The sequence below is a fragment of the Actinomadura citrea genome (assembly GCF_013409045.1).
GTDB classification, from domain to species: domain Bacteria; phylum Actinomycetota; class Actinomycetes; order Streptosporangiales; family Streptosporangiaceae; genus Spirillospora; species Spirillospora citrea.
In genome coordinates this window covers 2,821,474-2,836,123 of record NZ_JACCBT010000001.1, presented here as the reverse complement: position 1 = coordinate 2,836,123, position 14,650 = coordinate 2,821,474, and the positions used below count along the sequence as shown (strand labels likewise).

Genomic DNA, 14,650 nt, shown 5'->3' with positions numbered 1-14,650 from the left:
CCCTGTTTGCCGGGACTGTACCCGCGAACACGAGCCTTGCTCGGCGCCCGGTGCGCCGAGGGGAGTTATCCCAGCTCAGACTGCAGATAGTGGTCTATTCCACTAGGGAGACCAGCGACACACCGCAATAAACCGCACTACCCGGGCGCCCCGTCCCGGGGAGGCGGCCCGTACCCAAGACATGCCCATCGCGCGTGAGAGGGAATGATGAATCAAGGAGGTGACGTTGTGAGGCCGAAGGTCGCCGGCGGCCGGGCGGGAGATCCGTTCGCCCCCATCGCCGATTTCGGGTTCCTGTCCGACTGCGAGACGACCGCCCTGGTCGCACCGAGCGGCAACATCGAGTGGATGTGCCTGCCGAGGATGGACTCGCCCAGCGTGTTCGGCTCCATCCTGGACCGCGACGCCGGATACTTCCGGGTCGGCCCGGCGGGCGTGGAGGTGCCCGCCGCGCAGCGCTACATCCCGGGGACCATGGTGATGGAGACCACCTGGTGGGTGCACGGCGGCTGGCTCGTCGTGACGGACGCGCTGCTCATGGGCCCCTGGCACCACGAGACGGAACGGTCCCACACGCACCGCAGGGCGCCCACCGACTACGACGCCGACCACGTCCTGCTGCGGATGGTCCGGTGCGTGAACGGGCAGGTGCAGGTCCGGCTCGACTGCATGCCGGTGTTCGACTACGGGCAGACGCCCGCGCGCTGGGAGCACACCGGCTCCGGGTACCACGAGGCCGTCGCGCGCGGCAACGGCGTCGGCCTGCGGCTCACCACCGACATGAACGTCGGGTTCGAGGGGTCGCTCGCCACGTCCCGGACGCTGCTGAAGCAGGGCGAGTCCCGGTTCGTGGCACTGTCCTGGAGCGAGCACGCGGCGCCCTCGTCGTGGGAGGAGGCGCAGGACCGGCTCGTCTGGACCGTCCACCACTGGCAGCACTGGCTGGACCGGGGCCGGTTCCCCGACCACCCGTGGCGCAGCCACCTGCAGCGCAGCGCGCTGACCCTGAAGGGCCTGACGTTCGCCCCGTCCGGCGCGGTCGCGGCCGCGGCGACGACGTCGCTGCCGGAGACGCCGGGCGGCGACCGGAACTGGGACTACCGCTACACCTGGATCCGCGACTCCACGATGGCCCTCTGGGCGTTCTACACGCTCGGCTACGACTGGGAGGCCAACGACTTCTTCTACTTCATCACCGACGTCGCCGAGGCCGCCGAGGGCAAGCTGCAGATCATGTACGGGCTGGACGGGCGCGAGGAGCTGCCCGAGTCCACGCTCGACCACCTCACCGGCTACGACAACGCCCGCCCCGTGCGCATCGGCAACGAGGCGTACATGCAGGCGCAGCACGACGTGTGGGGCGCGATCATCGGCTCCATCTACCTGTTCGTGCGCAAGCGGGACCGGCTCGACGACCGGCTGTGGAAGATCGTCGTCAAGCAGGTCGAGGACGCCCTCGCCAACTGGCGGACGCCCGACTGCGGCATGTGGGAGGTGCGCGGCGAGCCGCAGCACTTCACCTCCTCCAAGGTGTTCTGCTGGGTCGCGGCCGACCGCGGGGCGCGGCTCGCCCGCATCCGCGGCGACCAGGAGCGGGCGCGCCGCTGGCAGGCGGCGGCCGACGAGATCCACGCCGACGTGCTCGCCAACGCGCTGGACGAGCGCGGCGTCTTCACCGCCCACTACGGCGCGACGGCCCTCGACGCCTCGGCGCTGCTGATCCCGCTGCTGGGCTTCCTGCCCGCCGACGACAAGCGCGTCCGGGAGACCGTCCTCGCCATCGCCGACGAACTGTCGGAGGACGACCTCGTCCTGCGCTACCGCGCGGCGGAGACCGACGACGGGTTCGAGTCGGACGAGGGCACCTTCACGATCTGCTCCTTCTGGCTGGTCAGCACCCTGGTGATGGTCGGCGAGCTGGAGCGGGCCCGCGCCCTGTGCGAGAAGCTGCTGTCCTACGCGAGCCCGCTGCAGCTGTACGCCGAGGAGATCGACCCGCACACCGGCCGGCACCTCGGCAACTTCCCCCAGGCGTTCACCCACCTTGCGCTGATCAACGCCGTCATGCAGGTGATCAGGGCGGAGAACCCCACGGACCAGCCGCCCCTCGCCTGACCCCCCGGACCCGTGGCCGGGCCGTCCCCGGCCACGGGATTCCTTGATCACGACTAGGCGGAGCCGTGCTCGGCGCGGCGAGCACGGCGGGTCGGGTGGGTCAGACGACTGCGCCTGAGTTGTCGGGGGTGCGGCGGACCGGTCCGGGGTTCTGCTTGCGCTGGGGCGGCGGGGTCTTGGTGTGGCGTTCCAGGACGACCGCCAGCGGCGTCGCGGTGAAGACGCTGGAGTAGGTGCCGACGACGATCCCGATCAGGAGCGCGATGGCGAAGTCCGTGAGGGAGTCGCCGCCGAGGACGGCCAGCGCCGCCAGGATGAACAGGGCGCCCACGCCGGTGTTGATCGTTCGTGGGACCGTCTGCAGCGTGCCCCGGTTCGCGATGTCGGCGAAGCGGCCCCTGGGGTTCGCGGTCCACAACTCCCGGACGCGGTCGAACACCACGACCGAGTCGTTCACCGAGTAGCCGATGATCGTGAGCAGCGCGGCGAGGAACACGCCGTCGATCGGCTTGCCCAGCCAGGCGAAGATCCCGGTGACGATCGCGATGTCGTGGAACATGGCGATCACGGAGCCCGCCGCGAACGTCCAGCGGAACCGGATCGTCAGGTAGGCGAGCTGGGCCAGCAGGGCCACGCCGAGGGCGATGAGGGCCTTGGTCCGCAACTCGTCGCCGAGGCTGGGGCCGATCAGCTCGTCGCGCTGCTTGGCGGCGCCGCCGCCCTCCTTCGCGAGGGCGTCCTGGATGCGCTTCTCCTCCGCGTTGCTCACATCGGCCGTCCGGACCGAGATGTCGTCCTTCCCCGAGGTCTGGACGACGGCGCGCGGGAACCCCGCGTCGGCGACGGCGGCGCGGGCGGTGTCGATGTCGACGTGCCGGGAGGTGGAGTACTCGACCAGGCGGCCGCCGGTGAACTCCACGCCGAAGTTCAGGCCGCGGGCGAAGATCCCCGTGACGGCGAGGACGACGGCGAGCGCGGAGACGCCGAGCCACAGGCGGCTGCGCCTCATCAGGTCGGGGCCGCTCTCCTCCAGCCACCGCCGGATGCGGCCGGCGCCGCCGATACCGCCCGCCCTGCCCTTGCTGAGCCGGGGCATGCGCGCGGCGGCGGCGTCGGTGAGGACCCGGCTCAGCAGCATCGCGGAGACGAGGGAGCCCAGCACGCCGATGATCAGCGTGACGCCGAAGCCCCGCACCGGCCCGGAGGCCAGGAAGAACAGCAGGCCGGCGGCCAGCACGGTGGTGGCGGCCGAGTCGGCGATCGCCGACCACGCCTTGGTGAACCCGACGGCCAGCGCCGTCCGCGCGCTGCGCCCCGGCGCCGCGGCGCGCTCCTCTCTCGCGCGTTCGAAGGCCAGCACGTTGGCGTCGATCGCCATGCCGATGGCCAGGACGAACCCGGCGAGCCCCGGCAGCGTCAGGGTGGCGCCGACCGCGACGAGGGCGCCGTAGGAGATCAGCGCGTACCCGGCGAGCGCGACCGTGGCGAGCAGGCCCGCCAGGCGGTAGACGGCCACGATGAACAGGCCGGTGAGGACGATGCCGATGACGGCGGCGCGGGCGCTGGCGTCGATCGCCTCGTCGCCGAGCGTCGGGCCGACCACCCGCTGTTCGATGATCTTCACGGGGACGGGCAGCGAGCCGCCCTGGATGAGCGCCGCGAGGTCCTTGGCCTCGGCAGGGCTGAAGTCCCCCGTGATCTGGGTGGAGCCGCCGGTGATGCCGACGCCGCAGGCGACGCTCTCGGTGACCTGGGGCGAGGAGATCACCTTGCCGTCCAGCACGATGGCGACGCGGCGCTCGTCGCCGGCCGCACAGGCGGCCTTGGCGGTCAGCCGCTCCCAGGTGTCGCCCCCGCCGCCCTTGAACCGGACGTCGACGGCCCAGCCGCCGAGGTTCTGCGGGTCGTAGGAGGCGCCCGCCGAGCCGATCCCGGCGCCGGTGAGCGCCGCGGGGCCGATCAGGATCTGCTGCCCGCTCTCGTCGGGGATCAGCTGCTGCCCCTGCGCCGGCGTGCCGGCATTGGCCAGCACCGGGTGGGCCGTGAGCTGCGCCGTCTTGCCGATGGCCGCGGCGGCGCGGGTCGGGTCCTGGACGTCCGGCAGCTCGACGATCAGCCGCCGGTCCCCGGACCGGGTGATGGACGACTCGGCGACCCCGAGCGCGTCGACGCGCCGGTGCAGCACCTCGCGGGCGCGGTCGGTGGACTCCCGGTCGGCCTTCACGGCCGGGGAGTCCTGCGTCTCCAGGACGATCTGGGTGCCGCCGCGGAGGTCGAGGCCGAGGCGGGCGGGTTTGGACCAGGCGAAGTAGAACGATGTGGCGAGCACGGCGAACGCCAGTACCGCCCGCACCACGTTGGCGCGAGTCAAGGGGAACCTCCACGCAGGGACTTCGGCGCCGCACGTCGGCGTGCGGCACCGGGGACAGAGAGCTCAGATCCCTGTGGAGGCGGGCGGGGCGCGGCCGCGCGGGGCACCCCGCGGCGCGATTTCGGGCGCGATGTGCGCGGAGGCGGCCCGGACGAGGCGTCCGGACGGCGGGCGGACCTCGGCGCCGGACGCGGGGGGCGTCGCGTGCTCGGGCTGGGAGTACGGCGCCGCCGCCCCCGCCGCGTGGAGCGCGGTGGCGGCGATGGCGGTCTGCGTGCGTCCGGCCGTGCGCGTCTTGGTGGTGATCCGGGTGCGGGCCGGCCCCTGGGGCACCGCCCCGATCCGGACGCCGGAGATCGTGCCGGTGGAGGACGTCCGGCCCGGCGTGCCCCCGGCCGGCATGCCCGCCCCGACCGGTCCGGCGACGAAGCCGAGAAGGCCGAGCACGACGACGAGCAGCCGCGCGACGGGCCGCCGGGAGGCGGGACGGTGCGCGTCGCCCATTCCGCCCTCCTCCCCGGATCGCCGGCGGTTCGCTCGCCCGACGGTTCCCGCCAACCTAGCCCACGTTCGCGGGGCCGGCGCCGCCGTCCGGGCTCAGCAGGCGTTTCCCGCGCGGGCGCGTCCGTCAAGGCGGGCGGGCGTGACAAAGACCTGGCCCGCCCCCGGCCGTATGGGCTTACCAGCAGACACTGGCGGGTGTCCCGATCTGGCCAGGCCGCAGCCGGCCGCCCACCATTGCCCGCGCCATTTATGTGAATTACTTTCGCGTATGCCCACCCCGAACCGGACAGAGGAGTCTCCGGTGGCACGAATCAGACAGACCGCGATCGTCGGGAGCGCCGCACTGGCCGTCCTCGCCGCGGGGGTCGCCCCCGCGTACGCCGCGGGCACGACCATCCGCAAGGGCTCGGCCACGGCCGCCGCCTACTCCGGCAGAGTGCAGGCCTCACTGCTCGGCACAGCGACGGTCAGCAGCTCGCTCGGCAGCGGCTCCTGCAGCCAGTCGACGATGACCGGCTCCATCAACTCCGACGGCAGCGCGCTGAACGTCAGCGCCGCCACCTTCACCGGCGACGGCGGCGGCGCCTGCAGCGGCAGCACCAGCGCGACGATCACCGCGCAGAACCTGCCGTGGACGGGCGGCAACGTCACCTTCGACGCCGGACACACCGGCGGCCGGGACGCCACCGTCACGATCGCCAACTTCAAGGTGAAGGCCGTGATCAACATCCTCGGCGGCATCACCTGCGTGTTCGGCGGCAACCTCACCGCCAACGGCTACAACGGCGACAACGCCTCGCGGCCCGTCACCAGCAGCGGCGAGGCGCAGGTCGGCGTGCAGAACGCCACCGTCAACAAGCAGTCGGGCAGCAGCTTCCTCTGCCCGTCCACCGCCGGCGTCACCGCCACGTACGCGCTGCGCGGCGAGACCGTCGCAGGATCCGGCACCTTCAACCAGTCCCTCTACGTCACCGGCTGACCGGAGGCTGGAACGGAGCTCCCGAGGAGACGGCAAGCCCTCCCACGACGCGCTCCCGGAACGGTACGGGCCGCCCCCACGCGGGGGCGGCCCGTCACGTCGTCACCGGGGCGTCGCCCGGAGCCGGGTCAGCAGCCGACGAGCTGCGCGGCGAGGAACGACTCGACCTGGCTGAGCGCGATGCGCTCCTGGCTCATCGAGTCGCGCTCCCGGACGGTCACCGCGTCGTCCTCCAGGGTGTCGAAGTCCACGGTGACGCAGAACGGGGTGCCGATCTCGTCCTGGCGCCGGTAGCGGCGGCCGATGGCCCCGGCGTCGTCGAAGTCGACGTTCCAGTTGCGGCGCAGCTGCGCGGCGAGGTCGCGGGCCTTCGGGGACAGGTCGGTGTTGCGCGACAGCGGCAGCACCGCGACCTTGACGGGGGCGAGCCGCCGGTCGAGCCGCATGACGGCGCGCTTCTCCATCTTGCCCTTGGCGTTCGGCGCCTCGTCCTCGGCGTAGGCGTCCATCATGAAGGTGAGCGTGCAGCGGTCGACGCCCGCCGCGGGCTCGATCACGAACGGGGTGAACCGCTCGCCGGACTCCTGGTCGAAGAACGACAGGTCGGCGCCGGACGCCTTGGAGTGCGTCGTCAGGTCGTAGTCGGTGCGGTTGGCGATGCCTTCCAGCTCACCCCACTCGCTGCCGACGAAGTCGAAGCGGTACTCCACGTCGACGGTGCGCTTGGAGTAGTGCGACAGCTTCTCCTGCGGGTGCTCGAACAGCCGCAGGTTCTCCTTGCTGATGCCGAGGTCGACGTACCACTGCATGCGCTCGTCGATCCAGTACTGGTGCCAGTCCTCGTCGCTGCCGGGCTTGACGAAGAACTCCATCTCCATCTGCTCGAACTCGCGGGTCCGGAAGATGAAGTTGCCGGGCGTGATCTCGTTGCGGAACGACTTGCCGATCTGGCCGATGCCGAACGGCACCTTGCGGCGCGCGGACTGCTGGACGTTCAGGTAGTTGATGAAGATGCCCTGCGCGGTCTCGGGACGCAGGTAGGCCAGGCCCGACTCGTCCTCGACGGGGCCGAGGTAGGTCTTGAGCAGGCCGTTGAACATCTTCGGCTCGGTGAACGAGCCCTTCACGCCGCAGTTCGGGCACGAGATGTCGGCGAGGCCGTTCGCGGGCGGGCGGCCGTGCTTCTCCTCGTAGGCCTCCTCCAGGTGGTCGGCCCGGAAGCGCTTGTGGCAGGACTGGCACTCGGTGAGCGGGTCGACGAACGCCTGGACGTGGCCGCTGGCCTCCCAGACCTCGCGCGCCAGGATGACGCACGAGTCGAGGCCGACGACGTCGTCGCGGCCCTGCACCATCGACTTCCACCACTGGCGCTTGACGTTGTTCTTCAGCTCGACGCCGAGGGGGCCGTAGTCCCAGGAGGCGCGGAGACCGCCGTAGATCTCGCTCGACGGGTAGACCAGGCCCCGCCGTTTGGCGAGGTTGACGATCGTGTCCAGCACATCGGAACGGCGTGCCATGAAAGATTCTCCATCCGGCTGGCGGTCGGCGGGAACAGTGAGTGCCCCCGTCCCGCGGCGACGGCGGGCGGCGGCGAGTGTGATCCCCGGTGATGTGCTCCGGCGCGGTCACCGCCGCAGCCGGAGAATGCCCCCAGCTTAGGGCACGGGGGCCCCTGAGCAGGAACTAGTAAACGCGCCCGTCGGCGATGTCGCTGTCGACGTTCAGGGTCACCCCGCCGTGCGTCTCCCGGTGCCCGCCGCGGTACTGCTTGACGCGGCGGTGCGGCGACCACCAGGCGTCCGGCACGAACGGGTCGCCGTAGACCTTGGCCCGGCGGTCCCAGTTGGCGAACCAGACGCAGGAGGGCTTGCTGAGCGAGGACCGTCCCACGTCGCGGATGCCGGACTTGGCGCTGCTGTAGAGGCACGGCTGGTAGCCCTCGGTCTTCAGCCGGTCGACCCAGTTGTCGACGAACCGGAGGACGGCGGCCCTGCAGGTGCCCTTCCTGTGGTTGTAGGCCTCCATGTCGTAGTAGAGCGGCTTGCCCGCCGGGATGCCGAGCGCTCTGGCCCTGCGGGCCGCGTCCGCGGCGGCCCGGGTGCCCTGCCGGGAGGCGCTTCCGGCGGTGAAGCGCTGCGCATGCGCGCCGCACGGGGCCTGGAGGCCCACGTAGGTGGCGGTGAGGCGGTAGCCCATGGCCCGCACCCGCCTCACCCACGACGCGGTCAGGTTCGGCTGGGCGCATCCGCGCGCCACTCCGCCGATGTAGATGTTGGTGACCTTGAACGAGGGCCGCCAGGCCCTCATGGTCGCCAGGGACGGGGCCGTGCAGGTGTCGAACCCCCTGCCGCGCACCCACGGGCGCTCAAGCGCCGTCCCCTGGCCGGTCGACGGGCTCTCGGCGGGCACCGGGGCGGCGGGCGGCACCGGGCCTCCGCTGGGCGCCGTCCCCTCGGGCGGCGCCGAGGGAACGGCGGTCGCCATCCGGTGGACGTCCGGCTTGGACGGGCCGGCGGTCCGCCGGCCGGAGAGCCGGGTGCCGCGCAGGATCCGCTGGAGCGTCCCCGGATCCCTGCCGTACACGCCGGTGATCGTGACCCCGGCCTCGGGGAGGGTGAGCCGGATCTCGTGGTCGACGGTCCGCGGCACGGTCAGCGAGGCGAGCTTGTCGGCGTGCACGACGGTCCGCGCGGTCCGCCCGCGCCCCGCGGGCTGGATGTGGACGGCCTCGGTGCGCCCGACGGCGCGGGCCGGGCAGTCCGGTTGCGGGCCGGGACTGCCGAGGTAGAGCGCGTGCCGGTCGTAGCGGACGCACTGGGACGGATGCCGGTCGAGCCGGTGCACCTCCCAGCCGGCCGGGACGGGGACGCGCAGCCCCCGGTACTCGACCACGCGGCCGTGCGGGCTCCCCCCGCTCCCCGCCGGCCCCCTCAGGGAGAGCGAGGAGGCCTGATGGGCCGCGGGCCGCGCGGGGGCCGTTCCGGCGACGGTGAGGGCGGCGGCGAAGGCCGCCGCCCCGGACGACACACTGAACAGGACGGCATGGCGCATCACAGCTCCCCCGCAGGCCACGGCATGATCATGTGCGGTAGGGATGACCTCGGCGGAGGCGCCGAAACCGGGATGGGTCGCTTCTTGACCGCCGATTGCCCGCATTCTGACCTGGCCCGCGGCCGACGGCCCGGGCGGCCGGTCAGGCGGAGGAGACCACCTCGTAGGCGCCGGGCTCGTCCACGGCGAGGGCGGCGAGCGGCATGAACCGGAGCCGCACCTCGTAGGCGCCGAGCGCGCGGCGGTAGTGCCCGGCGCCGTCCCACTCGGTGACGAGGGCCCACAGGCCTGGGTCGTCGACGGTCCGGGCGAGGCGGCCGGAGCGGAAGCCGGTGCTCGCGGCCAGTGCCGCCAGTACCGCGGTCATGCCCTCGGCGAATCCGCCGGAGTCCTCGTCCGGCACCCGGTACCGGGTTATCGCGATCATCCGTCCATCCTGGCAGTACGTTGGGCGTGTGGAGACGAGAGGTGAGCGCGCGACGGGGCTGCGGGCGGCCGTCGAGCGGCGCAGCGCGGTGCCCGTGGTGTTCCTGCACCGGCTGCCGCGGTGGGTCCTGCTCGCCGCCGTGTTCGCGCTGCTGGTGGTCGGCATGGCCGGGACCGGCTGGGCGGCCGCGGCCGGGCTGCTGGTGCTCGCCGCCGCGCTCGGCTGGTTCGCCTACCTGAACTGGCCCTCGCTGGACGGCTCGGGACGGGTCCTGCGCCTCGCCGCGCTGGCCGTCCTGGTGGGATTCGCCCTGGGACGCGGCATCGGTCGGTTTTGACAACCATTTTCATCTTCGTCCATAATCATGATGTGCCCCCTCTCCGCACAGCCCTGCGAACCGCGCCGGCGGCGATCGCCCTGGCCGGGCTCGCGGCGGGCCTGACGGCCTGCGCCGACGCGGGCGCGGACGTCCCGCCCGGCAGGACCTCGGTGGTCGCGTCCTTCTACCCGATGGCCTGGCTCGCCGGGAAGGTCGGCGGCGACGACGTGTTCGTCCGGACGCTCACCCGGCCCGGAACCGAGCCGCACGACCTGGAGCTGACCGCGCGGCAGGTCGCGAACGTCCAGGACGCCGACTACACCGTCTACGTCAAGGGCGTCCAGCCCGCCGTGGACGACGCGGTCCGCAAGCACGCGAAGGGCGGGTCGCTCGACGCCGCGAGCCTCGTGCCGAAACTGCCCCCGCCCGGCGAGACCGACGACGAAGAGGCCCACGACGGCCTACGGCACCGCGAGGCGTCCTATGACCCGCACATCTGGCTCGACCCGAGCCGGATGGCGACCGTGGCCACCGCGCTGGGCGAGCGGCTGGCCGCCGCCGACCCCGGCCGCGCGGCCGGCTACCGGGAGCGCGCCCGGTCCACCGCGCGGGCGCTGACCGGCCTCGACCGCGAGTTCCAGGACGGCCTGCGCTCCTGCGCGCGCCGGGAGATCGTGACCGCGCACGCCGCGTTCGGCTACCTCGCGGACCGCTACCGGCTCCGGCAGATCCCGGTCGCCGGCGTGGACCCGTCCGGGGAGCCGTCCCCGAAACGGCTGGCGGGGCTGGCGCGGCTCGTCTCCTCCACCGGCGCGACGACGGTCTTCACCGAGACCCTGGCCAGTTCGAAGGTGGCCGGCAGCCTGGCGCGCGAGGCGGGCGTGCGGACGGCCGTCCTCGACCCGGCCGAGGGCGTGGCGGGCGGGGCGTCCGGCGACTACATGACGATCATGCGAGAGAACCTGCGGACCCTGCGGCCCGCGCTGGAGTGCTCATGAACGAGACCACCGCCCCGCCGTTCGCGATGACCGGCGGCCTCGTCCGGCGGGACGGCCGCGCGGTGCTCGCCGACGTCGACCTGCGGGTGCAGGCGGGGGACGTGCTCGCCGTCCTCGGGCCGAACGGGGCGGGCAAGTCCACGCTCGTCAAGGCGCTGCTCGGGCTCGTCCCGCTGGCCGCCGGCCGGACGGAGATCTTCGGCGAGCCGCCCGCGCGGTTCCGCGACTGGCGGCGGATCGGGTACGTCCCGCAGCGGCTGCCGATGGGCGGCGGAGTGCCGGCGACGGTCCGCGAGGTCGTGGCGTCCGGCCGGGTGGCCCGGCGGTCGCGCTGGCGGCCGGCGCCGCTCGCCGACCGGGCGGCCGACCGCGCCGTCGTCGAACGCGCCCTGGAGACGGTCGGGCTCGCCGGGCGGGCCCGCGACTCGGCGCATCTGCTGTCGGGCGGCCAGCAGCAGCGGGTGCTCATCGCCCGCGCCCTCGCGGGCGAGCCCGACGCGTTCGTGATGGACGAGCCGACCGCCGGCGTGGACGCGGGCAGCCAGGCGGCGCTCGCGTCGGCGCTGTACGAACTGGCCCGCGCCGGGCGCACGGTCGTCCTCGTCGCGCACGAGCTCGGGCCGATGGAACCGCTCGTCACCCGGACAATCGAACTCGGGCACGGCCGCGTCGTCCGCGAGACCGCCCGCAAGCCCCTCGAAAGGCCGGCGTGAGCGAGATGCTGCAATACGACTTCATGCGCGTCGCCCTGGTGATGGCGGTGCTCATCGGGCTGACCGCCCCCGCCGTGGGGACGTTCGTCGTCCAGCGCAGGCTGTCCCTGCTCGGGGACGGCATCGGCCACATCGCGCTGACCGGCATCGGGCTGGGGCTGCTCACCAGCACCTCCCCCGTCCTCGGCGCGCTGGTGGTGTCGGTGCTCGGCGCCGTCGCGATCGAGGTCCTGCGGGCGCGCAGCCGCAGCGGCGCGGACGCCGTGCTCGCCCTGCTGTTCTACGGCGGGCTGGCGGGCGGGGTCATCCTGACGAGCGTCGACGGCGGCGGCTCGGCGGGCCTGCAGTCCTACCTGTTCGGCTCGATCAGCAGCGTGACCGTGAACGACCTGTACGTCGTCGCGGGGCTCGCCGCCGTCGTGCTGGCGATCGTCGCGCTGTTCGGCCGCGAGCTGTTCCTGCTCTGCCAGGACGAGGAGGTCGCGCGGGCGGCCGGGCTGCCCGTCCGGTTCCTCAGCGTGCTGATCGCCGCGACCGCCGCGGTCACGGTGGTGATCTCGATGCGCGCGATCGGGCTGCTGCTCGTCAGCGCGCTCATGGTCGTCCCGGTGGCGGCGGCGCAGCAGCTCACGCGGGGATTCTGGAGCACGATGCTGGCCGCGATGGGGATCGGTGTACTGTCGGCCGTGGCGGGCCTGGCGGGTTCCTTCCAGTACGATCTTCCCCCGGGCCCCTCGATCGTGTTGCTGGCGCTCGCGGTGTTCGTGACCGCGGTCGCCGGGGGCTCGGTGGTGCGCCGCAGGCGCTCCCGCGCCGCGGCCGGAGCCGTCGCCGCGGGGGACGCCGGGCCCGGCGCCCCGCCGCGCGTGGATGCCGAGGCGGAGGTGCTGAGGGGATGACGACGGCCCGCCGGGACGCGGTACGGCAGGTGCTGGCCGGCTGCGAGGGATTCCGCAGCGCCCAGGACATCTACGCCGACCTGCGCGCCGACGGTTCCAAGATCGGCCTCACCACCGTCTACCGGGCGCTGCAGGCGCTCAGCGACGCGGGCGAGGTCGACGTGCTGCGCACCGACGAGGGCGAGGCCGTGTACCGCGCCTGCCGCACCGAGCAGCACCACCACCACCTGGTCTGCCGCGACTGCGGCCGGACGGTCGAGGTCGAGGGCCCGGCCGTGGAGCGCTGGGCCGACACGATCGCCGCCGAGCACGGCTTCGTCGACATCACCCACACCGTCGAGGTCTTCGGGACATGCGCGAACTGCGCCGCGAAGCCGTCCTGAAGCCCGAATACCCCCGCGCCCGCGTGCCCGCCGGTTCGAAGCCGCCCCTGAACTTGGACAGAGCCGGTATTTCACACGCACTGTAGGCGTTTCTTGTCAAATTGCTACATCTACTTCCCAGTAGCCCTATGTCATAAAGGTCCCGTCGCCACGGCGGGCCCGACGGAGGGTTCTCGGGGGAGCGTGGCGCCCGCACGAGAGGGCGTTCATGACAAGACGGGCGTTCACCAGCCGAAGGATCACGCTCCTGGCCTCGGCGACGTTGCTCGCGTCGGCCGCCACCGCGCTCCCCGCCTCCGCGCGGCAGCCGGCGTCCCCACCGGGTCCGCGCGCCGCCGCCGAGCACGCGCTCCGGTCGCTCACCGCCCGCGGCGCCGAGGTGCGCGGCGGCGACGGGCAGGCCTTCCAGGTGGTCAGGGTCGGCATCGACCGCGACGGCACCTCGCACACCCGCATGACCCGCACCTACAACGGCCTCCCCGTCCTCGGCGGCGACATCGTCGTCCACGAGACGGCGGCCGGGGTGTGGCGCGGCACCAGCCTCACCCTCGCCAAGGCGCCGTCGGACTCCAGCCCGGAGGTCTCCGCCAAGACCGCCCAGAAGCGCGCCGTCACCAAGAGCCGCAAGGCCGACGGCTCCCCCGCCCTCGTCGTGGAGTCCCGCACCGCCGACCACGCGCCGCGCCTCGCCTGGCGCGTCCAGACCGTCGGGAAGAAGGCCGACGGGACGCCCAGCCGCGTCTTCACCTCGGTGGACGCCGCGACCGGCAAGGTGCTGCTGAGCGAGGAGACCGTCAAGACCGAGGCGGGCGACGGCAAGTCCCTCTACACCGGGACGGTTCCGCTCCAGACGACGCTGTCCGGCAGCACCTACCAGCTGAAGGACCCGACGCGCGGCAACACCTACACCGGTGACGCCCAGAACGACACCGACCTCTGCTTCCTCAGCTGGTGCTTCCACCGGGCCCCCGCCACGCTGTTCACCGACGCCGACAACCACTGGGGCAGCGGCACGACGGCCGACCGCGCCACCGTCGCCGTGGACGCCCAGTTCGGCACCAACGAGACCTGGGACTTCTACAAGAACGTCTTCGGCCGCACCGGCATCGCGGGCGACGGCAAGGGGTCCTACAACCGCGTCCACTACGGCAGCGGCTACGCCAACGCCTTCTGGGACGACTCGTGCTTCTGCATGACCTACGGCGACGGTGACGGCAGCCAGCTCGGCCCGCTCACGTCCCTGGACGTGGCCGCGCACGAGATGAGCCACGGCGTCACCAGCTCCACCGCGAACCTCACCTACAGCGGGGAGTCCGGCGGGCTCAACGAGGCGACGTCCGACATCATGGCCGCCGCCGTCGAGTTCTACGCGAACAACTCGGGCGACGTCGGCGACTACCTGGTGGGCGAGGAGGTCGTCCTGCCCGGCTTCGGCAAGCCCGCGCTGCGCTTCATGGACAAGCCCAGCAAGGACGGCAGCTCCGCCGACTCCTGGTCGACCAGCACCAAGAACCTCGACGTGCACTACTCCTCGGGCGTCGCCAACCACTTCTACTACCTGCTGTCCGAGGGCAGCGGGGCGAAGACGATCAACGGCGTCTCCTACAACAGCCCCACCTCCAACGGTTCCACGATCACCGGCATCGGCCGGGACGCCGCCACGAAGATCTGGTACCGGGCGCTGACCACCTACATGACGTCCTCGACCAACTACGCGGGCGCGCGCACCGCGACGCTGAACGCGGCCAAGGACCTCTACGGTGCGGGCAGCACCCAGTACAACACCGTCGCCGCGGCCTGGTCCGCGGTGAACGTCGCCTAGCACCGATCCGCAGACGGGACGCCCCGCGCCGGCCACCGGCGCGGGGCGTTCCCGCGGTTCGGGTGATCC

General features: G+C 72.7%; 13 protein-coding genes. 8 read left to right on the top strand and 5 right to left on the bottom strand.

Features of this window, described 5'->3' with window-relative positions; all coding sequences use genetic code 11:
• Positions 1-228 precede the first annotated feature (228 nt).
• Positions 229-2,115 carry a glycoside hydrolase family 15 protein gene (locus BJ999_RS13355; protein ID WP_229809881.1) on the top strand — a complete coding sequence of 629 codons (1,887 nt, stop codon included), beginning with the start codon at positions 229-231 and terminating at the stop codon, positions 2,113-2,115.
• A gap of 100 nt (positions 2,116-2,215) precedes the next feature.
• Here the strand turns inward: BJ999_RS13355 and secD are convergent, their stop codons facing one another.
• Together secD and BJ999_RS13345 are read right to left on the bottom strand one after the other, a co-directional pair.
• Positions 2,216-4,486, bottom strand: coding sequence for a protein translocase subunit SecD (gene secD, locus BJ999_RS13350; protein WP_179833597.1), 2,271 nt, complete (start codon positions 4,484-4,486; stop codon positions 2,216-2,218).
• Positions 4,487-4,549: 63 nt separating this feature from the next.
• A complete protein-coding gene (locus BJ999_RS13345) occupies positions 4,550-4,990 on the bottom strand; it encodes a hypothetical protein (protein ID WP_179833596.1) in 441 nt (146 codons plus the stop codon).
• A 301-nt stretch (positions 4,991-5,291) separates the two neighbouring features.
• Between BJ999_RS13345 and BJ999_RS13340 the strand changes: the two genes are divergently transcribed.
• A complete protein-coding gene (locus tag BJ999_RS13340; protein WP_179833595.1) occupies positions 5,292-5,969 on the top strand; it encodes a hypothetical protein in 678 nt (225 codons plus the stop codon).
• A 128-nt stretch (positions 5,970-6,097) separates the two neighbouring features.
• On the opposite strand, the gene BJ999_RS13335 is transcribed toward BJ999_RS13340, so the two are convergent.
• From BJ999_RS13335 to BJ999_RS13325, 3 genes are all read right to left on the bottom strand, one after another.
• On the bottom strand, positions 6,098-7,486 hold the full coding sequence (locus BJ999_RS13335; RefSeq protein ID WP_179833594.1) for a glycine--tRNA ligase: 1,389 nt from the start codon (positions 7,484-7,486) through the stop codon (positions 6,098-6,100).
• Positions 7,487-7,652: 166 nt separating this feature from the next.
• Positions 7,653-9,020, bottom strand: a complete 1,368-nt coding sequence (locus BJ999_RS13330) for a DUF1906 domain-containing protein (RefSeq protein ID WP_179833593.1) — start codon at positions 9,018-9,020, stop codon at positions 7,653-7,655.
• A gap of 142 nt (positions 9,021-9,162) precedes the next feature.
• Positions 9,163-9,447: an antibiotic biosynthesis monooxygenase family protein gene (locus tag BJ999_RS13325; RefSeq protein WP_179833592.1), complete on the bottom strand. Its 285-nt coding sequence runs from the start codon at positions 9,445-9,447 to the stop codon at positions 9,163-9,165.
• A 28-nt stretch (positions 9,448-9,475) separates the two neighbouring features.
• On the opposite strand from BJ999_RS13325, the gene BJ999_RS13320 reads away from it, so the two are divergent.
• From BJ999_RS13320 to BJ999_RS13295, 6 genes are all read left to right on the top strand, one after another.
• Complete coding sequence (locus BJ999_RS13320) at positions 9,476-9,784, top strand: DUF6703 family protein (protein WP_179833591.1); 309 nt, start codon at positions 9,476-9,478, stop codon at positions 9,782-9,784.
• Between the two features lie 32 nt (positions 9,785-9,816).
• The gene (locus BJ999_RS13315; RefSeq protein ID WP_179833590.1) at positions 9,817-10,764 is read left to right on the top strand and encodes a metal ABC transporter substrate-binding protein; all 948 of its coding nucleotides are present in this window, start codon (positions 9,817-9,819) and stop codon (positions 10,762-10,764) included.
• On the top strand, positions 10,761-11,477 hold the full coding sequence (locus BJ999_RS13310) for a metal ABC transporter ATP-binding protein (protein WP_179833589.1): 717 nt from the start codon (positions 10,761-10,763) through the stop codon (positions 11,475-11,477). The genes BJ999_RS13315 and BJ999_RS13310 overlap by 4 nt, the downstream gene beginning before the upstream one ends.
• Positions 11,474-12,376: a metal ABC transporter permease gene (locus BJ999_RS13305; RefSeq protein WP_179833588.1), complete on the top strand. Its 903-nt coding sequence runs from the start codon at positions 11,474-11,476 to the stop codon at positions 12,374-12,376. The genes BJ999_RS13310 and BJ999_RS13305 overlap by 4 nt, the downstream gene beginning before the upstream one ends.
• Positions 12,373-12,759, top strand: a complete 387-nt coding sequence (locus BJ999_RS13300; protein WP_089312674.1) for a Fur family transcriptional regulator — start codon at positions 12,373-12,375, stop codon at positions 12,757-12,759. The genes BJ999_RS13305 and BJ999_RS13300 overlap by 4 nt, the downstream gene beginning before the upstream one ends.
• 208 nt (positions 12,760-12,967) lie before the next feature.
• A complete protein-coding gene (locus tag BJ999_RS13295; RefSeq protein WP_179833587.1) occupies positions 12,968-14,581 on the top strand; it encodes a M4 family metallopeptidase in 1,614 nt (537 codons plus the stop codon).
• The last annotated feature ends 69 nt before the right edge of the window (positions 14,582-14,650 follow it).